A 24,634-nucleotide genomic window follows, 5' to 3' on the forward strand; every position below is an offset into this window, starting at 1 on the left:
GCAAAATTTAGTATTTCATTAGGCGTTTTCATAGCAATAAAAAAAGAGCCGTTACCGATTATCTTTGATACGGATGGTCTATTTACCGATGTGCGAATACAATGAGTACGAGGTAAATAGACGAATTGCAAATCCATTTACAAACGAATTGCGGAACACAATTCTAAATATCAATATTTGACATCATAATGCGTATGTAACGGCTCTCACTTTTTTATATTAAAATGGTATATTATCTTCGTTTTCAAAACCAATCTCGCCTAGTCTAGATTCTAAGAAACTAAAATCTCCAATAATTTTATAATTATTTTCAGAATTTTCAAAAATTCCTAAATTCTTATTAAATCTTACGCGGACACTACCCAGCATTCCCATTTTATTCTTCGCTAAAATCAATTCTGCTTCATTTTCTGTTAAACTCATATCTTCATTATCCCAATATTCTATATCATAATACTCTGGTCTATAAATAAGTATAACTTTATCTGCTTCTTGCTCAATGCTTCCACTTTCACGAAGACCAGAAAGTTGCGGTCGCTTCCCAGGGCGAAATTCCGTAGCTCTACTGAGAGGGCTGGTAGCAATTATACAAACACCATATTCCCTAGAAATCTTTTTTAACTCTCTACAAATCAAGCCCATTTCTATTTCTCTATTATTCCATCTTTTACTAGAACTTAAATCTTGAAGACAATCTACAATGATAACCTTCACTTTGTTTTCCTTAATATATTTTTCACATTCTTTTCTAAAATCAGATAAAGTAGTGACTCCTGAAATATTAAAAAACAACTTTTTAACCTCTAATTCATCTTTCAAAGATACTAAATCTACCCAATGTTCTTCCAAAAAACTTCGGGAATAAAATCCCATTGCATCAATCTTTTTCTCCAAAGCTAAAAACCTATAAAACAATTGATTTTCACTCAGATTAAACGAGAAAAATAGCGTAGGAACTTCCTTTGAAATCTGAGAAGCCAACTGGGTAACCAAAGAGGTCTTCCCCATAGATGGTCGTGCACCTAAAACCACAAACTCACCTAATGCTAAGCCTCCAAATTTATCATCAAAGGCTTTGACACTGGTACTGATAAGCTTGGGAGGCTTTACCAAGAGATCAAAACCATCCTGAAAAATCTGAGCTAGTGATTTACTCTTAGGGCTATCAGAGGTTTCATCTTCTAACTCTGCAAGCAAAGTTTTTATTTTCATTATAACCTCTTTATCATCTTCAAAATTCTCATTTTCAAAGATTGTATTTATTCTATCTTTTAGGCTTAGAGTCATAATAGTAATAATTTATACAAGTTTTATATTTAGATAGTCAAGCTTTAATTTAGATATTGAAAATGCTTGCCACCGTGAAATGGTTAAGTTTTTACTCTTTTAATTCAGATGTTATTTTTTTACATAAATCAAATATCAACAGTAATTCTTTTTCATCAAAATAAAGTTTACCTTCGTGAATGTATTTATTGCGTTTTTCTTTTGCTTTATCCAAATCTCTGATGGTTAAGTCATCTTTATCACATATTTTGAAATAATCAACAAACAGATTTGTCATTGCACAAAACCAAGTCAATTCTTTAATGTATTTATCTTCTATAAATTGATTATTCCTATCAAAATAATAGTTTTTTGCATCCTCATTATCCACGCCAATATAATATTTGTAATCTTTTTTATCCTCTCTAAAATAAAATTCTTTGAATTTTTCCATAAAGTTATAACACCCCAAAAATACAATATCCAACGACATTTTATTTTTCAAATCTACATTTTTCAAACCTGTTTCTATAACTTTGAGTTGAGTTTCTAAATCGTTAAGAAATTTATCAAATTCATCCGAAAAAGAACCTTTTGCATTGCCTACATTTTGATTTATATCATCAAGAATTAAAAACAACTCTTTCAAAAACCTGCGTTTAAAAGCTGTTTCCATTGTGGCTTTGAAGTTGCAAATAGTTTCTTGCGTAAAATGAGGATTAATACTATTTTCAGGGGATTCTTTTATGATAAATCCATCAGCTCCAAATTCTTGTAATTTTTGTAAATTCCAAATTTTATTAGTCGCAGAGAAGAAAATGACTTGAATTCCTGCATTAATTCTCTTAATTTCTTGAAGAAGTTTTACACTTGTTATCTCATTGGTATTTTGATTACTAAAATCATTTTTGTGCAACCTAAAATCTAAAATCACAGTATCTATATCTTTTTCTTTGATTTTTTGGACAGCATTTTCTATGATTTTTTCTTGCGAAGCAGAAAAATCCGTTTCTAAACTTTCAAAATCTATTTTTTCACTCTTGTCATACAAAATCGTTGCAAAAATCTCATTCCAGCCTTTTTCATATTCATCATCAATATAAAGAACTCTTGGTCTTTCATTAGCAAACTTTACTTTAATACTTTGCAAATCTTTACTTTCCGAAACGGGGTAAATAGTCTGTAAGTATTTATAATACAAATTACTTTCTATTTTCTGATTGTTTTTTTCAATATCGTAATCATCAGCTTGTACACTTTTTGCCCAACGATAAATTGCCCATTCATTCGCTATACTATGATTGTCTTTTGGAGCCTCAAGATTGACTTTTTTTGAGTTCCGTGGACAACTCATCTTCTGAAAAAACTTCCACCGCCTTATTTTCAGCTTCTTGTAATGCTTTTTTGTTGTAACCTATATAGAAAACATTTTTGGTTTTCAATATATCAAAATATGGGTTATTCATCAATCTATCTAAAGATGGAACCCCATAAATAAAAATGGTAGTCAACTGATTTTTAGTAGATGTACAACGAATATGGGTGGCTAAACGAAGCCCATTGAAGTCGGACAATGTCTTACCAAAGCACAATGGAATATAGATATTATCATATTTTTCTTCCAATAAGTTATCTCTCAAAACACTATCTATATGACTATCAGAAAATTCATCATTTTCATCTGCATACAAATCTAGTTCTCTTTTTATATTATCAAAAGGAGATTCTATTGCGTTTTCATCAGAGAAAAATATAAAGTTATCTTTTTGAGACTGGATAGAGTCTGCTCTTTCATTTTGAATACTAAACTCTATTTCTTTCAATAATTCTTTTTCTATATTACTATCCCCGTAGAGCAAATATTCTATTTTCGGTTTACCTTCTTGTTTATTTTTCTCTAAAAAAATTTCTAAGTTTTGATAAAAAACTTTTACAGGTATATCCACTCGATTCTTCCCTTGTTTGCGTTCGTTTTTACTTCCACTGAACACCACTAGTCCGAATGATTTTTCTTCTTCATTATATTGATAAAGAGCTCTTTTCAATTCTTCATCTGGAAACGATTCGTGCAAAAATACAATCTTTGCTTCTGCTTTTATCTTATCAAAAGATAATGTTTCAGTTGCACTAAAAACATTCAAAATACTGTCATATTTAGAAAATTTCTCTTGCCCCCAGCTGTATGTATTCTGTCTATTGGTTTGTTCATCTATTAGATAAATCATTGTTTAAATTTTAAGATATGTTTTACGCCTCCTACTTTTTTTATTTCTGTTTTTGAATGTCTGCTTGTTTGTTCTGTCCAAAGATTTATTCTGTAGCTTGGCTCATCAGGAAAATCAGCTTCCAACCATAATTCACACATTCCATTAATCTTATTTATCATACTAGTATAAGAATTCCCCAATCTTCTGATAGTATCGCTAGATGACTTTCCGTAATAAGGGCAATCTATAGAAATATGATGGATAACAAAATTAATATATTCATCTTTTTCTGTAAAAGATAGTTCTATTTGATGTTTACTATTCTTAATTTTCTCTGGCAACTCATTAATTATCAACCTGACAAACTCTTTAAAGAATTGACATAATTTATCCACATCAGTAAATAATGTGATATTTTCCTGAAAGTTTACAAATTCAAAATTTATTTTATCACGCCAATCTTTATTTTGCTCAATAATATATTCCAAAATAGATTTTAAAGAATTATCTGTTCTGATATGAAATAAGTTTTTACAATGGATAACCAATTCTGAAAAATCCCTTATTCTTTTCCCATTTAGTTTAGAGTTAAAAGGCTTGGGTAATTTATAAACATTATTCTTTTGGCTATTTTTCAAATTTCCGTTAGCGTGAGGAATACAATCTTTATTTTCATCAGACCATTTTAATAGATTTTCGCTTCTCCAATTAATTTCCACTTCATTAGAACTCCATTTTTTTGGTTTACCGTAAAAATCCTCCCCCGTCAAATATACATTTAATAAAGTTTGAATCTGTTTATTCAATGAATATGCTGATTTTAACTCATCAAACCTTGTCTTCAAGAGTTTTTGATGTTCTCTTACAGAATAAACATCTGAATTACAAAGTTTCTTTATGTAGTCCTTAATAGTAAGAGATTCATCTTCATATTCAATCGTTTCACCATCAACAGTGTGCCAAGTATATTTCAATAGTGGGTCTTGATTGTAAGCCAAAATAAATTTTGACAATGATTTCTTACCGAAAGGATCTTTAAAATCTGGCAAACTACTTTTATTCGATGGATATTTACTATTACCATCAGATGGAACCTCTTCAGCACTTATAGCAGCTTTCCCTACAGCTTTATCAGTAATAATGATTTCCAACATTTTATCCTTTTGTTGCTGCGTTAGTTTTCCTATTTTTATAAATTCTTGTATAAAATTTTTCACTCTTTCACTTTTCAAGTTATGTTAAAAACTTTTAGTATTTCACAAGGGCTTTTTCCATCAAAGTTTTTATTTCAGAACTCAATCCCTATCTGCAATTGACTGCTTTTTTGATAAAGTTCCCATCCTAATCGTAAAAACTACCTTTCTTCTATTCCGGCATCTTGATGACAAATGCCGGTTTTCTCCTTCTATAACTTATCCATTTCTTATTAGTAACTTTTCTTTTCTTCCTTCTAGGAATAATCTTAGTACTAACAAAAAGCTCTTGTGCCTCTTCCATTCCGTTTTCTTCCCAAATTTTCAATATTTTATCTACATCAAATTCTCGTATTTTATCAAATCTCTGAGCCAATTTTTGATATGAATTATCCCCCTCTCCCTTTACCATTTTTAGATAAAGCAATTTTCCTTCAATCACATTAAACATTGGGTTTCCCTGATATTTAATATGACCTTTTTCGCGGATATAATCTCTCCTGAAAATTCCTTCTGCTTTCTGTACTCCATATTTTTCAATGAGATATAGCCACATACGAATTTGCTTCACATACTTCCTTGCCGTATTAAGTTTTTCGTTCACGGTAATTCCTGTTACCTCTTGGCGAGCATTTTTCTTTTGTAATCTCGTCTTTTGAGTATTAGTACAAAAACCATTGCGTACAATAATTTCTTCCAATTCCTTCAAGAAATCAGGATTTTTAAACACCGATTTATTGGATGAAAAAGTAATATCATCAGCATACCTTGAGTAGGTTGCTTTATGTTTTTTTGCCAATTTATCCAAGGCAAAATCCATCCTTTTACATAAAATATTAGTAAGTATAGGCGAAGTAGGAGCTCCCTGAGGAAGAACCACTTTTTTTACACCATCCGTTTCTACTAGAAAAGTACACAGATTAGCAATGGTAAATGCAACATCTTCCCTTTCATCAGTAAAATAGAAAGGTTTTCGCATAAAGAGATGTTTCACCTGCCATCTTTCAACGGAATGAAAAAAGTCTTTCAAATCAATATTATAGACATAGTTTTTCCCAATGTGTAAATGAGCATTATCTACCACAGATTTCTCTTCTACAAACCCCATTGCTTTATGATGCGTTTCAAAAAACAAACTCATAATAAATTTCAATGCTTTTTGTACCAACATCAAAGGTCCAATCGGTGCATTTATTATCCTTTCTCCACCAGATTTTTTCTTAATAACAAACTTCTTGTATCTGATATTCAAAGAGCGAATGCATACAGCAAACTGTTTCCTAGAGATTCTTGGAAGATTATGAAATTTTAAAACGCCAATAATAATATCGTATAAATCATCTACTTTTTTTATACTGAGAAACTCTGCTTTGATCTGCTCCTTTACTTCGTTACTAGTGGTGTTCATAATGTTTGTTTTTTTTAAGTTCCGAAATACCTGCCTACTCTATTCTTAGTAGTTCCATTTAATAATGTAGTTCATTTAATAATCCTATAATCTTTAATGTTATTTGACATCAAGATTAATCTTGAAAGATGTCCCACTTGTGAGTGCGAGCAAAAAAATGTGGGAGATTTCCAAACGACGAGTGTCTATCGACTCACGTTGTATTACTCGGGTGCTATCCGAGCCAGTTGCCGATCTGAATCGCTTTATGGGCTTTTCCAGCAACCAAGTTAATTAAAAGTAAAAACTTAAAATCAACTATTCAATATTTCAGCAGGTATTTCAATGAACTTGTTTCGTTTTGATGGTGCAAATGTATAATGCTATTGTGCAACCTATCTGCACTAATGAGATAATTTATTCTTTTCTATAAACATCATATTGATTTACAGAATGTTTTAACCTATCCACAATCTTATTTCTCAGAGATTGAGGTGATAAAACTTTAAAATGTTCACCAAAAGAAAGTATAAGCGATTCCAACTCATAGTTTAGCTTCACCTCCAATGTAAGTATATTTCCCTGAATTCTCTGAGTAGAATGCAATGGCTTAGAATCTACATAAGGAATAATATGCTCTGACAATTCTATAATAACTTCTTCTATTCTATTGGTTTCAAAATTAGTAATTCCTATAATTTCTTCAAAATAATTTTCAAAATCAATAGTATTTTCAATAAAATCCTCATCCAAAATGGCTACAGCTACCATTCTATCCAAAGCCATTACTTGCAAATAGTTTTCTGTATGATTTTTTCCCAACAAAAACCAGCGATTATTATACTGTTTTAAATAATATGGCGATATTATAAAAGATTGCGAATCCTCTTTAAATGGTTTATAATCAATAGATAAAACATTTTTATTGACAATATATTGATACAATGGATTAAGAAATTTTAAACCTTTCAAAAATCTATTCTCTTCAAAATCAATAACTTTCTCATTTGAAGAATTGGGCGTTACAGCAGATTTGAGTTTTATTTGTAATGTTTCTCCCCATTCTAAACCTTGTATCCTAGAAAAAATTTCAATAGCCTCAGATATTGCATTAAGTTCCTCTCTATTAAATGTTTTTTTAAGTATCGAAAACTCTTCATCGCTGTATCGATAATATACCCGCCTTCCATCTTTTATACGCTCTATCGGGGCTTCATAGCCATCTAAACTTTCCATAAATTTCATATCTTCCAAAACCTGTCTGCGCGACACGCTCTTTTCTTCACCGTAATGCTCCGAAATCCGTTCCGAACAAATCTCTATCAAATCTTCAATGAAAAATTTTTTATACGGATTAGAAAAGCATTCGTCTAAAATTTTATACCGAAGCTGTGCATTTTTATTGGTAGCCATTGTTTTATGAAAAATTATTTTTTATCAAAATTATATTGTTCTTATCTATGTCGCCAAGTTAATATTTTTTTCTCATAAACAAAAACTCAAAAACTTGGAATTGACTGTCTATTAATGGTTAATTGTCAATTATTAATGGTTAATGGTTAGAAAGCTAGCAGGCTAAGAAGTCTTTGCTCTTTCTTCAAAAACTCAAAAGAATAATCTTAGAATCTTTGTCACTTTCGGGGAACAAGGGGCTAACTTAAAAACATTTTTTATCGTAACTTTGCTCCCCAATGAATCAGAACATTCCCTTAGCCGAGCAACTACGCCCTAAGTCCTTAGACGAGGTCTTAGGACAAGAGCATTTGGTGGGAGCTCAAGGAACCATACGCCGAATGCTAGAAAACAATACCTTGAAATCCCTCATATTCTGGGGGCCTCCAGGTACAGGGAAAACAACATTGGCAGAAATTATTTCCGAGCAATCGGGAAGAAAGTTTTTTAAACTCTCTGCGGTTTCCTCTGGCGTAAAGGAAGTACGCGAAGTGATAGACCAAGCGAAACAACAACATCTTTTTTCAGGGAAATCCCCAATTCTTTTCATTGATGAAATTCATCGGTTTAATAAATCTCAACAAGATTCCCTGCTTCACGCTGTGGAAAAAGGCTGGATTGTACTGATAGGTGCCACCACAGAAAACCCAAGCTTTGAGGTAGTTTCCGCATTACTCTCTCGTTCTCAGGTTTATGTTTTAAAACCTTTGAGCTTTGAGAAGTTAGAAGAATTGGCAGATATCGCTTTGAACCGATTTAATCTCAATGAAAATACCCATTTTACCCTCCCAGAAAAACAAGCCTTTATTCAATATTCAGGGGGCGATGCAAGGAAGCTGATTAATGCCATAGAATTGGTACTTGGGCAATATAAAAACTCTGAAAAACAAAACATCACTAGTGATGATGTGCTTTCTGTTTTACAAGAAAATATGGCTCTCTATGATAAAAATGGAGAACAGCATTACGACATCATTTCCGCATTTATCAAGTCCATCCGAGGTTCAGACCCTAATGCTGCCGTGTATTGGCTGGCGAGAATGCTGGTAGGAGGTGAGGATATTAAATTCATCGCCCGTAGATTGGTGATTTTAGCCGCTGAAGATATCGGTCTGGCGAATCCTAACGCTCTAGTAATGGCAAACCATTGCTTCCAAGCGGTGAATGTCATCGGTAATCCCGAAGCTAGAATTATACTGAGCGAAACGGCGGTTTATCTGGCGGTATCTCCAAAGTCTAATTCCACCTATACTGCCATTAATGAAGCAATGGCTTTTGTAAAAAAAACAGGAAATCTCCCTGTGCCACTTCATCTGAGAAATGCTCCTACCAAACTGATGAAAGATTTGAACTATGGCAAAGACTATCAGTATGCCCACGCCTACGAGAATAATTTTGTAAAAGCAGAATTTTTACCCGAAACCATTGCTGGAACGGCTTTCTACACCCCTGGAAATAATTCTACAGAGAAAAAAATCCGTGAAGACCTCCAAAAAAAGTGGAAAGGAAAATATTTTGATTAGCCCTACATTGCACTTCTATGGATATACCTAGAAAGCTTGATGCCCAAATCTGTCCACACCACCTTAGCGTTCCCATTTCTCACCAAATGGTGGTCGGCCTCGTTGATTTCTATTAAAATATCTTCAATATTAGCCCCGTGGATAAATTGTGAGAACTTATCCCAACGAAATTGGCTCACATTAATGGTTTTATATACCAAATCTTGCTGACCATAGTTTTGCAACAATGCCAAGCGAAACATCTCTGCACAATAGCTCAGAAATTGCTTTTGCTTTTCACGATTCCAGCCAGCGATATTCCTTGCCCAAAGGATAATATTCTTCAGCATCGCAGGGTTTTTCTTCACCTGAAATGCTTCTCTTACCCACTGTACAAAAAGCTCTTCAAACTCGGTAGAGATATCCCCACTTACAGCAGATTTTATCGCGATATTAAGGTCGCCCTGAGCCTGATTTACAATCTCCCTTGCTCTATCTTCGGGCAGCTCATAATGCTTCAGAAGGTAATCCAGAATATCATCATCTTGCAAACGCGGAACTTCCACTTTTTGAGTACGGGACAGTATCGTTTGGAGGAAATTTTGGTCAGAATCAGCAATGAGGATAATGATGGTTTTCTTCGGAGGTTCTTCCAAAAATTTTAGAAATTTATTAGATGCGGATTCATTCATCTTATCGGCACACCATACAATCAAAATCTTGGTGCCACCTTCAAAACTTTTTAGGCTAAATTTATGATTAATCTCCTCCATTTCATCAGCAGAGATTAAAAGTTGCTTGTTCTCCGAGGCTAAAACGGCTGTCCAATCCTCAAAACTAGAGTAAGGATTTTCCAAAATCATCGTGCGAAAATCCTCATAAAACCGCTGACTAAGGGCTTTGTTTTTTTCAGAATAAACGGGAAAGCTAAAATGTAAATCCAAATGATTGAAGTGCTGCACCTTGGCTGCCGCAGAGGCATTCTCTTGCTTTAAAATCTCCTGAGCATACGCCAAAGCCAAAGGCAAAGTACCATAGCCTTCCTTCCCTACAAACAGCTGTGCGTGGCTAATTCTCTGATTTTGAATACTGTCTTTCAGTTGTGATTTTAGAGCCTCTTGCCCTACAATAGCGTCCCAATTCATAGTCCCAAAGATAGTAAAAATTATTAGCTATCAACAATGCGTTTTCTGTTTTCAAAACAAAAGATTAGCCTCACACAAGGTTGTTTTAGAGCAATTCCATTTGGAATTGATTACAAACAGGCTTGTTTCCCTAAAATTCCAGTCGGGATTCATTACAAACAACCGTGTTTTTCCAAAATTCCAATCGGGATTGGTTTCCTGCAAGTTGTTTGAAGGAAATCCCAATCGGGATTCATTACAAACATCAATGTTTGTAAATAATCCCTAAAAGGTTTTGTTTCATTCAACCCTGTTTGCGATAAAAACAACAATTATTTTAAGATATAATTATTAAAATTATAATCCACAAAGATTGATTACATCAAAAATCTTCCTGATCATCTCCCAATAATATTGAACGAAAATAAAAACTACATTCAGTACCACGAGGGGCAATAGCATTTTCTGAAAAAATTTTCGCTTCGTGATAAGATATAAAACGAAAGTAAATGCTAAAAAAATAAGAGGGTAAATGGCAGGGTAAATTTGCCACGCTTCAGAGAAATTACCCTGTAATAGGTGTAGCAAAGCGGTCTGAGCCCCACAACCCAAACACTCTATCCCCAAATACTTTTTGTATGGGCATCGCCATAAAAAATCTTCTATTACCATACGAAGGTTAATGCTTTTTTTGAGGGATAAAGATAAGTCTTTCCAAATTTAAATAAATGTATTAATTTTACTTTCTCAAAAAAATGATGGAATGCAGAAAGAAATCAATATAAAGTACGAGTATTTTTCTAACATTAGAGAGCTTAATAATATTGAAAAACAACTATTTGCGAAAGCTAAGGAAATCCGAGAAAAGGCGTATGCTCCTTACTCTGAATTTTTGGTGGGTTGTGCCTTGCTGTTGGAAGATGGTACTATTGTGGTGGGAAATAACCAAGAAAATGCCGCATATCCATCTGGGCTGTGTGCGGAGCGAACTGCTATCTACTGGACCTCTGCCAATCATCCTAATAAGAAAATCTTAAAAATCTTCGTGGTAGGAGGCTCCCAACGAAATGAACAAAATGCAGACATCATTACGCCGCCTTGTGGTGCTTGCCGACAAAGCATTATGGAATACGAAAGTAAACAAGCTATGGATATTGAGATTTATTTTGCATCGGTAAGTGGCGAGGTTTATAAGACCAATTCCATCAAAGATTTGCTTCCTTTCAATTTTGATTCTTCTTACTTATAAAAATACCAATGGAAAAACCATTGGTATTTGTGTTTTATCACTATTAAAAATTAATGTTTCACTTCAAATTTCCTTATCGCTTCCAAAGTTTTTTCTATTTCATTGTCTTTAATAGCATCTGAAATAAACCAAGTTTCATAGCCACTCGGTGGTAGATAAATACCATTTTCTAACAATGAATGAAAAAATTGATTGAACATTGAATGATTGGCTTTTTGAGCATCATCAAAATTGGAAACCTTATCCGTTTCAAAGAAAACACTCATCATAGAACCTCTCCTATTAATGCAATGCGAAATCCCTTTCTCTGAAAGGATTTTCCCTACCTCCATTCCTAATGTTTCTGTAGTGGTATGGATTCTATTATAGAACTCGGTATCGTTTTTTATCAGTTTCAAAGTTTCCAAACCAGCACGCATTGCCAATGGATTACCGCTCAAAGTTCCCGCTTGGTACACCGCACCCTTCGGGGCAAGACAGTCCATAATTTCGTTGCGTCCAGCGAAAGCCCCCACAGGCATCCCTCCGCCAATAACTTTACCATAAGTAACCAAATCTGCTTTAATCCCAAACACCTCCTGAGCTCCTCCAAATGCTAAACGGAAGCCCGTCATCACTTCATCAAAAATCAGTAAAGTGCCGTTTTCATCGCAGATTTGTCTCAGTTTTTGTAAGAAATTATTTTCTGGTAAAACACAGCCCATATTACCCGCCACAGGCTCTATAATGATGGCTGCAATTTCTCCACTATTATCCTTGAACAGCTGTTGTATTTGTTCAAAATCGTTATACCTTGCCAGCAGCGTATCCTTAGCAGTGCCTTGCGTTACACCTGGTGAATTAGGATTTCCAAAGGTAGCCGCTCCACTTCCCGCCTTGATTAAAAACGAATCCGAATGCCCGTGATAACACCCTTCAAACTTAATGATTTTATCCCGTTTTGTAAAACCTCTCGCGAGTCTTACAGCACTCATACACGCCTCCGTACCCGAAGAAACCATACGGATTTGGTCTATATTCGGTACATTATCTATAATAAACTTGGCTATTTCGGTTTCCAATTCGGTGGGCGTTCCAAAAGAAAATCCCTTCTCTGCCTGCTGCTGCACCGCTTCTAAAACTACAGGATGCGTATGCCCCACAATGGCAGGTCCCCAAGAATTGATATAGTCTATATAGGTTCTATCATCGGCATCGGTAAGGTATGCTCCTTTTGCCGATTTCATAAAAACTGGTACGCCTCCTACGGATTTAAACGCACGAACAGGAGAATTAACCCCCCCCGGAATATACTGCTGTGCCTCAGCAAATAAGGCTGAACTTCTTTGATATAACATTTTTTTATTCAAATATTAAATGATTAAAAATTTTATGAATCTAAATTCACCATAATTATTAGTTTTGAGTGCTGAGTTTTGAGTTTTTATCTAATTAACAATTAACCATTGACAATTAACCATTAATAGACAACCAAACTTACGATTTACCTCTTGGTTTTTTATCTTGCAGATAGATAATTTGTCCTACTTTAGGCTGTTCGCCGTATGCCATTCTATTTTTAGAATAAAGCTTGGAAAGTTTAATCCCAAATTTCTGTGCAATATCATACATAGACTCTCCCACTTGGGCTTTATAGGTATTAATATTGCCTTTAGCATTTTTAGCTTCTAAAAAAACAATGGCATTTTTTTTCAACTGATGCTGGGTGAGTTCATTCCATTTCAGCAAACTGCTTTCTGATACTTTAAATTTATTCGCAATAAAGGAAACCTCTGTATCTACAGGCACAATGATGAATTTTTTACCACCATTGGGATGATTTCTCACCAAAATAGCTTGTAAAGATTCTTTTTTATTTTTGAGGGTTTCGGCTTTCTTTTGCTGTTCTGCATAAGAAGTCTGGCTATAAGGAACCGTCACCGTAACTGGGGTGGCTGGTTTTGCCTTACTTTGGTCGTTTTTAGCCATAAACATCTTATCGCTAGATAGCTCTGGATATCGGGTGAGTAGTGTAGCATAGACCTCCTTAGGCTTCAGATTATCAAACTCGTACAAGCGGTATTTTTCTATTTTACTGATGAGAATTTGGGCATATTTCGGATTGGTAGCATAGCCCGCTTTCTTCAGCCCGTGTGCCCAAGCTTTGTAATCTTTCATATCCAGATTAAAAAGATTGGCGTAATACTTACGATAAGCCAAAAACTTAGAATGGTCTTCATAGGATTGGCGTGGGTCATCATACACACGGAAGCACTCATTGGGAGCATCATCATTATGTTTCATTGTTTTTCCCGTCCAGTCTTCCTTGCACTTGATACCGAAATGATTATTGCCCTGCTGAGCCAAACGGCTCTGTCCGCCGCCCGTTTCCAAAAGCCCCTGAGCCAGTTTGATAGAAGCTGGAATTTTATATTTCTCCATTTCTTCCACCGCATAAAGTGCAAATCTCTGGATGTATTGGTCGTCCGTTTTCCAACTCTGAGCGTTAAACTTAGACAGCAACACCATAGATGATAGAATAAGCAATCTTTTCATAAATATTTTTTTTGGTCTAAATCCAATTGATGATTCACCATCGATATTAACATCAAATGATGTCTATACAAGGTCTATTTTGTTGTTTCAGCATTTGATTGGCTCCTAAAATCCCTTGCAAACCTCCTGTATGAAAGGCTAATATCTTACTTCCTTTAGGAAAATAGCCTGCTTCTATCAGTTCCAAAAGCTTCATCATCATTTTCCCCGTATAGATTGGGTCTAATAAAATCTGATACCTACGCTGGAACGCATTAATAAAACCAATCACTTCATCTGATACCTTACCATATCCCCCATACGAAGCCTCAAATAAGGTAATATTTTCTCGCCTTGAAAGTCTTGAAACCACCTCTGAAAGCGAAGCATCTTTCACCACTTTAAAGCCTAAAACCTGCTGATGGCACTCTGCAAACTTTGAGAGCCCAGCAACCGTACCTCCCGTACCTACTGCGGTGCAAATATAATCAAAATCTTGGGTATCAGCATTCAGCATATATTTTACCCCTTCTACCGCTTGGAGATTGGTACCACCTTCGGGGATAATCAAAGCATTGGGATACTGATTTTTAAATGATTCTGCTAACGATTCCTTATCCCGATAGAGGGCTCTGGACACAAAACAAAACTGCATTTCACACTCTGCTGCCAAACGAAGAGTGGGATTTTCTGCCCAGCGTTCTTCCAATTCTTCTCCACGAATGATACCCAAAGTCTGGATTCCAAAATCCTTTCCCAAAGCTGCTAAGGCTGCAATATGATTAGAATAAGCTCCACCAAAAGAAATAAGCATCGGCTCAGTGGGATTTAATTCTAAATACTGATTAACATTATAAAAAAGCTTCCAATATTTGTTTCCCGAAATGGCTTTATTCACCTCATCTTCCCGTTTGATATAAAGACTCACAGACGAATTTTCCAAAGGGATAGGAATAATGGGAATTTTAATTTCGGGGAGTGGTAACATCCAATGCCAGTTTTGTAGGTTCAAAGTTAAGAAATCTCTTTAATAAACTTATACTTTTATCATCCATTTTCCCTATCTTCGCCAGAAAAACAACCTCTTGCCACAGAAAGAACGAGAATTTTCACAATTGATAAAGGATAATCAAGGTTTGATTATCAAGGTTTCTCGTCTATATACCAATGACCCCGAAGATGAACAAGACCTTTTTCAGGAAATTGTGTTACAATTGTGGCGAAGCTACGACTCATTCAAAGGACAGAGCAAAGTATCTACTTGGATGTATCGCGTAGCTCTGAATACGGCAATTACCCTTTTTAGAAAGAAAACCAAATCGCCCATCACCAATGAACTGGCTGAGCATCATTTTGAAATTGTAATAGAAAATGATGAAGAAAAACAACACCAGATTGCTCTGCTCTACAAGGTCATCAAGCAACTTCCGAAGATGGATAGAGCCATTGTAACGATGTATCTGGACGATTTGCCTTACAAAGAAATTGCCGAAACGCTGGGCATATCAGAAGGAAATGCCCGTGTGAAAATGAACCGATTGAAGAAAACGCTAAAAGAATTGATGGAACAATATGCCTGATTTTGATATTGATAGCCTGAAACAACAATGGCAAGCACAGAAAATCTCTAATCCATACAGCCACAGTGAAATTCTAAATTTGCTGAATAAAAAATCACGCAACTATGTGAAGTACATCCTTTGGGTAAGTGTAATAGAGTTTCTCATCATCTTGGGAAGCCATCTTTTGGTGGATAAACACCATAGTTTTTTCAAAATAATGGAAAACCTAGACATCACCGTTACTGATACGCTGGTACAACAATACAATACCATCTACATCACAATGCAAGTGGTTTCGCTTTTGGTGACGGGATTCTTTATTTTCAAATTTTATTTTGGATACAAAGGTATTAAAATAGAAGAAAATCTAAAGCAGTTTATCCTGAAAATCATCTATTTTAGAAAGACCGTTAATCTTTTTATTTTCATCAATATTGTATTGTTCATCATCTATGTCATCACTCTAGTGGGGTTTGTTATTGGCTATTCTTCTTTCCAGAATATTGAGATAGAGTCTGCCCGAGCCCTTCGCTTCATTGTGGCTCTAAGCATTGGCATTGGGCTGTGTATTGCATTGGCATTAATATACTATCGCATTGTTTACGGTATATTGGTAAAACGATTGGGTAAAAACCTGAAACAATTGCAGGAGATGGATAATCAACAATGAAAATAGACTGGCTTCAAGAAATTTTGAAGCCAGTCTATTTTAGTTTTCTAAAAAATCACAACTCTTTTCTAAGCCTTGCCACAGGGATATTGAGTTGTTCCCTATATTTAGCAATGGTTCTTCTGGCAATGTTATAGCCTTTTTCCTTCAGTATTGCCACTAGGGCATCATCTGTATAAGGCTTTCGTTTGTTCTCTTTATCTATAGCGTCTTGAAGATGTTGTTTAATTTCTTTAGTAGAAACTTCCTCACCATCATCATTCGTTAAAGAATCTGAAAACAAATCTTTTAGATAAACAATACCATTAGGTGTATCGGCATATTTACTTTTCACCACTCTAGAAATGGTAGAGATATCAAACCCCGTAATGTCTGCTACATCTTTCAGAATCATCGGCTTCAGAGACTTATCATCTCCCGTAAGGAAATACTCTTTCTGAAGTTTCACAATTGCCGTGATGGTCTGCAACAATGTATTTTGTCGCTGATTAATAGCATCTATATACCATTTTGCCGCATCTAATTTTTGCTTGATAAACAAAGCCGCCTGCTTGTGTTCCGCTGAAGTTTTATCGTGCGAGTAAGTGGTAAGGATATCTTTATACTCCTCTGAAACCCTAAGCGTAGGTGCATTTTTCCCATTCAGCAATGGGATGACATCGTATTTCCCTTTGGAAGTTTCCTTTACCTGAATCACAAAATCTGGAATAATCTCTTGATTGATGGTAATGGTTTGGGTATCAAAATTTCCTCCTATCTTAGGAGATAGTTTAGAAATTTCATCCAAGGCATCTTTCAGGTCATCTTCATCCACATCATACTTCTGCATTATCTTATTATAATGCTTATTGGTAAGTGCATCAAACTGATTTCTAAGGATATTAGCCGCCAAGGAAACCGCTTTACTAGAAGACACTTTTTTCTCTATCTGAAGCAATAAGCATTCTTGCAAATCTCTGGCTGCCACTCCTGCGGGGTCTAGTTTTTGGACATAATTTTCCAAAATATCGGTTACCTTTTCTTGGGTGGTATAGATTCCTTGCGAGAACGCCAAATCATCTACAATAGATTTGATTTCCCGTCTCAGATAGCCATCATTATCCAAATTTCCAATGAGATATTCTGCAATGCTGAGGTCTTCGTCTGCGATATTAACCAGACGAATTTGCTCTATAAGATAGTCATACAGCGTTTGCCCTTCGGTGAGCAAACTTTCGTTATCAAATTCCTCATCATCTGCGGAGTAGTTACTAGAAGCCGTTTTGTAAGATGGTTCATCATCAAAGAGGTATTCCTCTACATCAAAATCGGTATCGATACTCTCGGAGCCTTCTGTTTCGTAATCCGTTCCCAGCTCATCATAGTTATCCTCTTCTTTATGCTCTTCTCCCACTCTTTCCAATGCGGGATTTTCCTCCAACTCACGCTTTAGTTCCTCTTCAAATTCCAAGGTATGAAGCTGAATAAGCTTCATCAACTGAATCTGCTGAGGGGCAAGTTTTTGTCCGAGCTTAAGCTGTAGGTTTTGTTTTAACATAATTACATTTTAAGGATTTAAATACAAATCCATTTTAGGTTTTATCAGTTTTTCGTTTGATGGTATGCTTCAGCTTGAGTACTGCAAAATTCAGCTCTACCGTGGTTTCTGTATCTGTGGTCTTCATTTCCTCTCCCAAAATTTCGGAAATGATTTCACCACTTTTCTGCATCAAGGATTTCTGTTCTGCCTTATTTTTTATTTCGGATAAATCAGAAATAGTCCTAGAAAGCTCTCTTATTTTTGCAAATGTTTCTACGATAGAGAGCGTGGTCTGCGTAGCCTTTTCGCCTTTCAATATTGTGGTTAGCATATACAATCCCTTTTCCGTAAATGCTTTTGGTAATGCCTTAGAAAATTTAAGCCTCTGAAGGTGGTCAAAATTTTTGACCAGCTCTGCTTTCTCCTCTTTGTTCAATTCCAAAATATACCCCATAGGAAATTTTTCAGGGTTATTTTTCACCGCTTGATTGATTTCCTTGGTCTACACACCATAAAGCTCTGCCACATCTGCATCTATCAGCACTTTTTCTTCTCTAATGCTGATAACTCTCTCCTCTATATTTTTAAACGGTATGAGCATAACGGCTGCAAAAATATTCTATACAGAATCCAATATCTTATAAAATTTTGGTATTTCTTTATAAGTTTAGAGCCTAAAACTCTGCACTTTTTGGCGTTCTTGGGAAAGGAATCACATCTCGGATGTTCGTCATCCCCGTTACAAAAAGCACCAATCTCTCCAATCCTAATCCAAACCCAGCGTGTGGCACAGAACCAAATTTTCTAGTATCAAGATACCACCACAGTTCGTGTTCATCTACATTCATCTCTTGCATTTTAGATTTCAATACCTCAAGGCGTTCCTCTCTCTGAGACCCACCAATGATTTCTCCTATCCCTGGGAACAGCACATCCATAGCGGCAACGGTTTTTCCATCTTCATTCAGACGCATATAGAAGGCTTTGATATCCTTAGGATAATCAAAAAGTACCACAGGACACTCAAAATGCTTCTCTACTAGGTATCTTTCGTGCTCAGATTGCAGGTCTGCTCCCCATTCTTCTATTGGAAACTGAAATTTTCCTTTTTTATTTTCTTTGGAGTTCATCAAAATATCAATAGCCTCTGTATAAGACACTCTTTTAAATCTCTTTTTGATGACATTTTCCAGTTTTTCGATCAATCCTTCTTTGGCTCTATCCTTCTCTGGTTTTTGCTTTTGTTCTTCTGCAAATCGCTTGTCAAGGAATGCCAAATCATCTTTGCAATTATCTAAAACATAGCCTATAACATATTTCAAAAAGTTTTCTGCCAAGTCTATATTGTCTTCCAAATTATTGAAAGCCACCTCTGGCTCCACCATCCAAAACTCTGCAAGGTGCCTTGTGGTATTAGAATTTTCTGCACGGAAGGTAGGTCCAAAGGTATAGACTCTCCCCAATCCCATTGCGGCAGTTTCTGCTTCCAACTGCCCAGAAACGGTAAGGCTGGTTTTTCTACCAAAGAAATCTTCTTCAAAGTTCACCTCGCCATCTTCCGTTTTAGGAACTTGGTTCAAATCAAATGCAGTAACGCCAAACATCTCGCCAGCTCCCTCTGCATCTGCCCCCGTGATGATAGGCGTATTGATATAAAAAAATTGATTCTGATTAAAAAACTGATGAATGGCAAAGCTCACCGCACTTCTTACTCTGAACACTGCCCCAAAAAGATTGGTTCTAAACCTTAGATGTGCTTCTTCTCTCAATTTCTCCAAAGAGTGTTTCTTCGGTTGCAAAATGGTTTTCTGCAAATCATCAGAGAAGTTGTCACCCAAAATTACAATTTTCTTTGCCAAAATCTCTACCGTCTGCCCTGCTCCTTGGCTCTCTACCACTTCACCCACTATTTTGAGCGAAGATGCCGTTGTAATGCTTTTGATGACTTCCTCATTAAAGTTTTCAAAATCTACTACTACCTGCAAATTGTTGATGGTAGAGCCATCATTCAGAGCGATGAATCGGTTGGAACGAAATGCTCGCACCCAGCCCTGCACCGTGATATCGTGATGAAGAATTTTCTTATAATCTGCTAAAATGTCTTTGATTGTTTTTCTTTCCATTGTTATCCTCTCTTCTTAATATAAAGCACAAATGTAAGAAATTTGGAATAATGTTTGCTCAGTAAAGAATAATTTTATACGAAAAAGTATCTATATTATTTATTTTTAGGACTTAATTATGAACGAATATACTTCCAAAAACTCCAGCACTTACGGTGTTTCAGATAGTCCAAATCTGCCTCCATAGCGTAAGCCTCCCGCTCAAAGGAAATTCTTTTATACGCTAAAAAACTGTTTTTCAACTTAAAAAACCAATAGTAATACTCTATCACATACCAGAGATAAAAGAAAATAATGAGCAACTCTATCTGCTGGCGAAGGTGGATTTTCTCGTGGTTAATGAGAATAGGATGATGCTTCAAACCTCTATGGCGTAGCAAAATGAACGGAAATAGTGTAATCCCATTTATTTTCGTATTTTTGAGAAGTTTTTGAGCGATAATAATCATCAGACAAAAATAACAAAAACTTTGATTTAACTTATGGCAAACTCTGATATCAAAGAAAATGAAGATTTCTATTATAACGAGCAAGGTTATAAGGTCTTTACGGAGCAATTTCATCTAAAACGCGGCTATTGTTGCAAAAATGGATGCAAGCACTGCCCGTATGGATATGATAAAAAAACAGACACATTCAAACAAAAAAATTTAAAAAAATAGAAATTATGAAAAAATACCTTTTTATTTTATTAGCCTCCGCTACATTGGGCGTTACCTCTTGTAGCCCATTTCAGGTAAGAACCGACTATGCAGAAACTGCCAACTTTAATTCTTACAAAACTTATAAACTAAGAATTGACGATTTGAAACTGAATGACATAGATAAAGACCGAGTGCTAAACGAAGTTTCTAAACAACTGAAAGCGAAAGGTCTTACTGTGGGTGAAAATCCTGACCTTATTGTAAACATCAAGGCTCAGCACAAAAAAATCACCGATGTACAAAGCTCCCCTGGAATGTGGGGCTGGGGTGGTCCTTGGGGCTGGGGCGTAGGGATGAACCGCACCTGGACTAGTAACTATACCCAAGGAGGCCTAGTGATAGACCTGATAGATGCTAATACTCAAAAATTGGTATGGCAAGGCATTGGCGAGGGGATTTCCGTAGATTCTCCAAAATCTAAACAAAAACAAATCCCCGATATTGTGGCCTCTATTATGGCGAATTATCCACCTAAGAAATAATTTGATATACAAACAACTCAAAAAAAATCCATACAACAATGTGTGGATTTTTTTCATTAAAGCCAGATTTACTCAATATCTTACACCACTTAAACCACTTAAACCACTTAAACCATAAAAATACTCGTAAATATTTTAAGGTAATGATGATTAGAAGTGATGGATTTTACTTTTTGATTGTCCATAGCGTTTAAGGTTTCGTAGAGCCATTCTTTGAGAAGTTTCATATTTTCAAAAGTCTTGTTTTTAAAGCGTTTTTTATGTATTGCCAAACTTGTTCACAGGGATTCAATTCTGGACTGTATGGTGGAATATTTATCAGTGCAATATTTTGGGGAATATCGAAGTCTTTGTCTGGATTTTTCTTGACATTGGTTTTCCTAGGAACCTTCAAGACCGATTTGAATTTCGTTCGCATATATTTCCACAGCCATTGGTATTCTATCTCAACGCCGTACTGCTTCAAAAGCCACTCTTTCACCTCCACATAACTTGAAAAGGGATTTTTCTCGCTCAGAAGTCTTTTCTCTAATTCCTCGTGTATTTCTGGAGTAATCAGTTTTGATGGTCTGTTACGCTTTGCAGGGGAGAGTAGCAAAGCGATACCGCCTTGTTTATATTCCTTTATCCAATTGAGCAGGGTTTTTCTCGTCACACCAAGGTGTGCGGCAACTTCTTCCAATTTTTTATATTGGTCCGACTTGATAAGAATCAAACTTTCTAAGCGTTTAGACGGTTTGTATCCTCTCACCTTAGGTATGTAACTCTTAAGCTCTGCTAAGCCCTCTTTTATCTCAAATGCTCTCTTCCTTCCCACATACAAATATACGAAAAATAAGTGAAATAAAAAGGTTTAAATGGTGTTAATTTCTCAATAATTCCCCCCAAAAAAAAGACTGCCCATTTTCGGACAGTCTTATAGTCATAAATTATTCCTAATTACAACTTCGTTACTTTGATAGAATAGTAAGCAGAGTTGTGAAGGTCTAATTCTATTTTGTAGTTACCTGTAGTTTCTACTTTATAGTTAGGGTCTCCATTTACGGTACCTTCTGCACTGAAATAAGTTTGAACTTCTGTTCCTGAAACAAGAACCTCATCATCTGAACTTGGCTGGAATTTGAAATTCCAAGAATCATTAGCTCTGAATTTGAATATTTCTCCTCCCGTCAATGCAATGGAAGCGATTTCAAACTTCTTGGTGGTAGTATTGAAGGTAAAATCTGTATCAGAATCCCAACCTGTAGGAGTAGCTGCTCCGATGATTCCAAAGTTGGCTTTTTCTAATGAATAAGTATTACCTGCCCAATCCACTTTCACATAGTAAGTATTAGTACCCAGCTCTACTTTACAATTAGGACCTCCATCAGACAATTTACCTGTGAATGTTCCATCGTCTCCTTTGTTCACATCCCAACTTTCTCCTTTAGTGAACTTGAATTCTCTTTGTCCTTCTGTATTCACATTCATCCAAACAAAACCATAGTACACATCATCTTTCTTCGGAGAGAAAAGGTTAGCTGTAGCAGATGGATTCCAATCGCTATAGCCACTTGCACCAGCATAGCCTCCTGGCATATTGATTTTAGGATAAACTAAATCTGGATTAGACTTATAAGTGGTTACTGTAAGATTGGTAGCTGCAGAGTAAACAGAATTAGCCTCATTACTTCCTAAAACAGTTCTAAGACGCACCTCCAACGCAGTAGCTTGGTTAGGAGATAATCCTAGATTTGTAAATACTGTATTAAGCGTGGAGTGGGTAAGACCATAAGTGGTAGCATCTGCTGGCAAGTCCATCACTACACTGTTAGCAAAGTCTTCACCTTTTACTCCAAACTGCAATTGGTTTTTAGTAACCATTGCTGGTGAGAACACTGGGTTTACCCAATTTAGCGTTAATGCTGCTTCATCAGCTTTTGTTTCATCCAAAACAATTTCGGTAGCACTTAGCGTGAAAGAGGCTGTCCCCGTTTGGCTGTATTGCACCATATCCTCCTCTCTTTTCTCACAAGAAAATACCATAGCCAATGCTAATGCGGAGAACAATACTTTAACTATATTTTTCATTTTGCTTAATAATTTAAAATTAGATTAATATCCTGGGTTCTGCACCAAGTTAGGGTTAGCAGTTAAATCTCTTGCAGGGATAGGATACAATGCTCTATAAGAAGCTACATCTACCCCATCTTTGCTACCTCCTTTCCAAGGCCAAGTATAACCAGAAGTGAATTTTCCGTGGCGGATAAGGTCTGTTCTTCTATGCCCCTCCCAAGCCAATTCTCTTGCTCTTTCATCTAAGATGAAATCCAAGGTTAAAGCCGATGATGTAATGGAGCTTGCTCCTGCTCTTTTTCTCAAATCATTAACATAAGTGAGTGCCAAAGTTTTATCACCACCACCTCTCACAGCAGCTTCTGCATAGATAAGGTAGGCATCTGCCAAACGGAATAATGGGAAGTCTGTATCTACAAACGCTTTACCAGTATCGGAACCTATAACTCCTTTACTTGTGATATTTTTAAACTTGATAAGTGGATAGCCATCTGTAAATACAGAAGGATTGTTAATCTCAAGGTTTTGTCCATCGGTATGGAATCTTCCTCTCTTATCTGCAGTTTCAAACTTCTCTACCAACGCCTTAGTAGCACGGATACCTCCCCAGCCACCACCAATGCCGTAGTCTGCTTCTGCCTGCATACTTCCTCCTACACCTGCACTGATAATGAAGGTAGTTCCACCGAATGTTCTGGTATATCTTCCATCAAAATTAACAGAGAAGATTACTTCATTGTTGTTCAAGTGGTTATCTGCCAAGAACAATTCTGCATAATTAGATTTCAAAGAGTAACCTGCATCAATAACTTTTTTAGCATAAGTAGCAGCTTCTGTATTTCTTGCGGTGCCTGTATATACTTCTGCATTAAGGTAAAGTTTTGCTAAAAGCATCCACACTGCCGCTTTATCCGCTCTACCATACTCATTGGTTCTAGCATCTTTCAAAAGAGATTCTAGGTCTTTTAATTCGCTTTCTACATAATTGAACAACGCTGCTCTTTCAATTCTCTGTGGAGCGGTTTTCCCGATTGGGAAGTTTTCATCTACAAACGCTACATTACCAAACATATCAATGGCGTGTGCGTAGCTTAATGCTCTTAGGAATCTAGCTTCGTTTCTGTACAATCTAGCTTCGTCCGCTTGAGTTCCAGAAATACCTCTTGAAGACAATTTATCATCAGAAGTTTCTCTAATGAACTCATTAGCCAAAGTAACTTGGTACATTATTCTGTAGTACATTGCCGTGATGAATTGGTTATTAGATCCCCAAGACATATTGTGCAAATCTGGAAGGTCTGCATCATTCCAAGCGATGATGGTTTCATCTGTTGGCAATTGTTGCAATTGGAAATACTGACGCAAGTAGCTAGATGTTCCACCATCTATACCACCGATATCTGCTCTACCATCTCCCCCATCTTGTCCTCCTACTGCAAGACCAGCGTAGCATTTTGCCAAAACCTTTTTGTAGTTATCAAAATTGCTGTACACCGTTTCCGAAGAGATATCACTACTATGGAATTCGCTAAGATCTCTTTCGCAAGAAACCAATGCCAAATTGAAGGCTAATACAGCAGCACCTATTTTTATGTATCTAAAATTCATTGCTTTAATTCTTTGAT

The 24,634-nt window shown here is 35.9% G+C and carries 23 protein-coding genes and 2 pseudogenes; 6 read left to right on the top strand and 19 right to left on the bottom strand.

Features of this window, described 5'->3' with window-relative positions; translation table 11 throughout:
- Window positions 1–219: 219 nt before the first annotated feature.
- The 6 genes from ACFFUE_RS02085 to ACFFUE_RS02110 all read right to left on the bottom strand — a co-directional run bounded on the left by ACFFUE_RS02085 (window position 220) and on the right by ACFFUE_RS02110 (window position 7,466).
- Entirely contained in the window at window positions 220–1,287 is a 1,068-nt protein-coding gene (locus tag ACFFUE_RS02085; RefSeq protein ID WP_376832397.1) for a DnaB-like helicase C-terminal domain-containing protein, read from the bottom strand.
- Between the two features lie 91 nt (window positions 1,288–1,378).
- Complete coding sequence (locus ACFFUE_RS02090; RefSeq protein WP_376832399.1) at window positions 1,379–2,620, bottom strand: DNA-binding transcriptional response regulator; 1,242 nt, start codon at window positions 2,618–2,620, stop codon at window positions 1,379–1,381.
- The gene (locus ACFFUE_RS02095; protein WP_376832401.1) at window positions 2,583–3,491 is read right to left on the bottom strand and encodes a hypothetical protein; all 909 of its coding nucleotides are present in this window, start codon (window positions 3,489–3,491) and stop codon (window positions 2,583–2,585) included. The genes ACFFUE_RS02090 and ACFFUE_RS02095 overlap by 38 nt, the downstream gene beginning before the upstream one ends.
- The gene (locus ACFFUE_RS02100) at window positions 3,488–4,690 is read right to left on the bottom strand and encodes a hypothetical protein (RefSeq protein WP_376832403.1); all 1,203 of its coding nucleotides are present in this window, start codon (window positions 4,688–4,690) and stop codon (window positions 3,488–3,490) included. Before ACFFUE_RS02100 ends, ACFFUE_RS02095 begins: the two co-directional genes overlap by 4 nt.
- A gap of 148 nt (window positions 4,691–4,838) precedes the next feature.
- Window positions 4,839–6,074 (bottom strand): reverse transcriptase domain-containing protein, encoded by a 1,236-nt coding sequence (locus ACFFUE_RS02105; protein WP_376832405.1) that lies wholly within the window; start codon window positions 6,072–6,074, stop codon window positions 4,839–4,841.
- Window positions 6,075–6,470: 396 nt separating this feature from the next.
- Window positions 6,471–7,466: a helix-turn-helix transcriptional regulator gene (locus ACFFUE_RS02110; RefSeq protein ID WP_376832407.1), complete on the bottom strand. Its 996-nt coding sequence runs from the start codon at window positions 7,464–7,466 to the stop codon at window positions 6,471–6,473.
- A 278-nt stretch (window positions 7,467–7,744) separates the two neighbouring features.
- Between ACFFUE_RS02110 and ACFFUE_RS02115 the strand changes: the two genes are divergently transcribed.
- Window positions 7,745–9,028 carry a replication-associated recombination protein A gene (locus tag ACFFUE_RS02115; protein ID WP_376832409.1) on the top strand — a complete coding sequence of 428 codons (1,284 nt, stop codon included), beginning with the start codon at window positions 7,745–7,747 and terminating at the stop codon, window positions 9,026–9,028.
- 2 nt (window positions 9,029–9,030) lie between these two features.
- Here ACFFUE_RS02115 and ACFFUE_RS02120 read toward each other — a convergent pair whose 3' ends face one another.
- Both ACFFUE_RS02120 and ACFFUE_RS02125 read right to left on the bottom strand, forming a co-directional pair.
- The gene (locus ACFFUE_RS02120) at window positions 9,031–10,152 is read right to left on the bottom strand and encodes a DNA polymerase III subunit (RefSeq protein ID WP_376832411.1); all 1,122 of its coding nucleotides are present in this window, start codon (window positions 10,150–10,152) and stop codon (window positions 9,031–9,033) included.
- A 336-nt stretch (window positions 10,153–10,488) separates the two neighbouring features.
- Window positions 10,489–10,803 (bottom strand): DUF2752 domain-containing protein, encoded by a 315-nt coding sequence (locus tag ACFFUE_RS02125; protein ID WP_376832413.1) that lies wholly within the window; start codon window positions 10,801–10,803, stop codon window positions 10,489–10,491.
- Window positions 10,804–10,894: 91 nt separating this feature from the next.
- Here ACFFUE_RS02125 and cdd point away from each other — a divergent pair, with 91 nt between their 5' ends.
- Window positions 10,895–11,380: a cytidine deaminase gene (cdd, locus tag ACFFUE_RS02130; RefSeq protein WP_376832415.1), complete on the top strand. Its 486-nt coding sequence runs from the start codon at window positions 10,895–10,897 to the stop codon at window positions 11,378–11,380.
- Window positions 11,381–11,430: 50 nt separating this feature from the next.
- On the opposite strand, the gene hemL is transcribed toward cdd, so the two are convergent.
- The 3 genes from hemL to ACFFUE_RS02145 all read right to left on the bottom strand — a co-directional run bounded on the left by hemL (window position 11,431) and on the right by ACFFUE_RS02145 (window position 14,882).
- The gene (hemL, locus tag ACFFUE_RS02135; RefSeq protein WP_376832417.1) at window positions 11,431–12,717 is read right to left on the bottom strand and encodes a glutamate-1-semialdehyde 2,1-aminomutase; all 1,287 of its coding nucleotides are present in this window, start codon (window positions 12,715–12,717) and stop codon (window positions 11,431–11,433) included.
- Window positions 12,718–12,856: 139 nt separating this feature from the next.
- On the bottom strand, window positions 12,857–13,915 hold the full coding sequence (locus ACFFUE_RS02140; protein ID WP_327984826.1) for a glucosaminidase domain-containing protein: 1,059 nt from the start codon (window positions 13,913–13,915) through the stop codon (window positions 12,857–12,859).
- Between the two features lie 52 nt (window positions 13,916–13,967).
- A complete protein-coding gene (locus tag ACFFUE_RS02145) occupies window positions 13,968–14,882 on the bottom strand; it encodes a 1-aminocyclopropane-1-carboxylate deaminase/D-cysteine desulfhydrase (RefSeq protein ID WP_376832420.1) in 915 nt (304 codons plus the stop codon).
- A 97-nt stretch (window positions 14,883–14,979) separates the two neighbouring features.
- Between ACFFUE_RS02145 and ACFFUE_RS02150 the strand changes: the two genes are divergently transcribed.
- Complete coding sequence (locus ACFFUE_RS02150) at window positions 14,980–15,474, top strand: RNA polymerase sigma factor (protein ID WP_376832422.1); 495 nt, start codon at window positions 14,980–14,982, stop codon at window positions 15,472–15,474.
- Window positions 15,467–16,126: a DUF8845 family protein gene (locus ACFFUE_RS02155; RefSeq protein WP_376832424.1), complete on the top strand. Its 660-nt coding sequence runs from the start codon at window positions 15,467–15,469 to the stop codon at window positions 16,124–16,126. The genes ACFFUE_RS02150 and ACFFUE_RS02155 overlap by 8 nt, the downstream gene beginning before the upstream one ends.
- A 55-nt stretch (window positions 16,127–16,181) precedes the next feature.
- Here the strand turns inward: ACFFUE_RS02155 and rpoN are convergent, their stop codons facing one another.
- The 4 genes from rpoN to ACFFUE_RS02175 form a co-directional block, all read right to left on the bottom strand.
- On the bottom strand, window positions 16,182–17,663 hold the full coding sequence (gene rpoN, locus ACFFUE_RS02160) for an RNA polymerase factor sigma-54 (RefSeq protein ID WP_376832426.1): 1,482 nt from the start codon (window positions 17,661–17,663) through the stop codon (window positions 16,182–16,184).
- A 34-nt stretch (window positions 17,664–17,697) separates the two neighbouring features.
- Window positions 17,698–18,138, bottom strand: coding sequence for an ORF6N domain-containing protein (locus ACFFUE_RS02165; RefSeq protein WP_376832568.1), 441 nt, complete (start codon window positions 18,136–18,138; stop codon window positions 17,698–17,700).
- A 181-nt stretch (window positions 18,139–18,319) separates the two neighbouring features.
- Complete coding sequence (gene asnS / locus ACFFUE_RS02170) at window positions 18,320–19,768, bottom strand: asparagine--tRNA ligase (RefSeq protein WP_376832428.1); 1,449 nt, start codon at window positions 19,766–19,768, stop codon at window positions 18,320–18,322.
- 116 nt (window positions 19,769–19,884) lie between these two features.
- A complete protein-coding gene (locus ACFFUE_RS02175) occupies window positions 19,885–20,217 on the bottom strand; it encodes a hypothetical protein (RefSeq protein ID WP_376832429.1) in 333 nt (110 codons plus the stop codon).
- A gap of 33 nt (window positions 20,218–20,250) precedes the next feature.
- On the opposite strand from ACFFUE_RS02175, the gene ACFFUE_RS02180 reads away from it, so the two are divergent.
- Entirely contained in the window at window positions 20,251–20,430 is a 180-nt protein-coding gene (locus tag ACFFUE_RS02180) for a C1orf53 family protein (RefSeq protein ID WP_327984835.1), read from the top strand.
- A gap of 5 nt (window positions 20,431–20,435) precedes the next feature.
- The gene (locus tag ACFFUE_RS02185; RefSeq protein WP_376832432.1) at window positions 20,436–20,954 is read left to right on the top strand and encodes a DUF4136 domain-containing protein; all 519 of its coding nucleotides are present in this window, start codon (window positions 20,436–20,438) and stop codon (window positions 20,952–20,954) included.
- 238 nt (window positions 20,955–21,192) lie between these two features.
- On the opposite strand, the pseudogene ACFFUE_RS02190 reads toward ACFFUE_RS02185, so the two are convergent.
- The 4 genes and pseudogenes from ACFFUE_RS02190 to ACFFUE_RS02205 form a co-directional block, all read right to left on the bottom strand.
- Window positions 21,193–21,303, bottom strand: a pseudogene (locus ACFFUE_RS02190) (transposase); the annotation flags it as partial.
- A gap of 207 nt (window positions 21,304–21,510) precedes the next feature.
- A pseudogene (locus ACFFUE_RS02195) lies at window positions 21,511–21,771 on the bottom strand (helix-turn-helix domain-containing protein); the annotation flags it as partial.
- Window positions 21,772–21,893: 122 nt separating this feature from the next.
- Window positions 21,894–23,024, bottom strand: a complete 1,131-nt coding sequence (locus tag ACFFUE_RS02200) for a SusE domain-containing protein (protein WP_376832433.1) — start codon at window positions 23,022–23,024, stop codon at window positions 21,894–21,896.
- 24 nt (window positions 23,025–23,048) lie between these two features.
- Window positions 23,049–24,617, bottom strand: a complete 1,569-nt coding sequence (locus ACFFUE_RS02205) for a RagB/SusD family nutrient uptake outer membrane protein (protein WP_376832434.1) — start codon at window positions 24,615–24,617, stop codon at window positions 23,049–23,051.
- Between the last annotated feature and the right edge of the window lie 17 nt (window positions 24,618–24,634).

This window comes from Bergeyella porcorum (genome assembly GCF_042427575.1).
Taxonomy (GTDB): Bacteria; Bacteroidota; Bacteroidia; order Flavobacteriales; family Weeksellaceae; genus Bergeyella; species Bergeyella porcorum.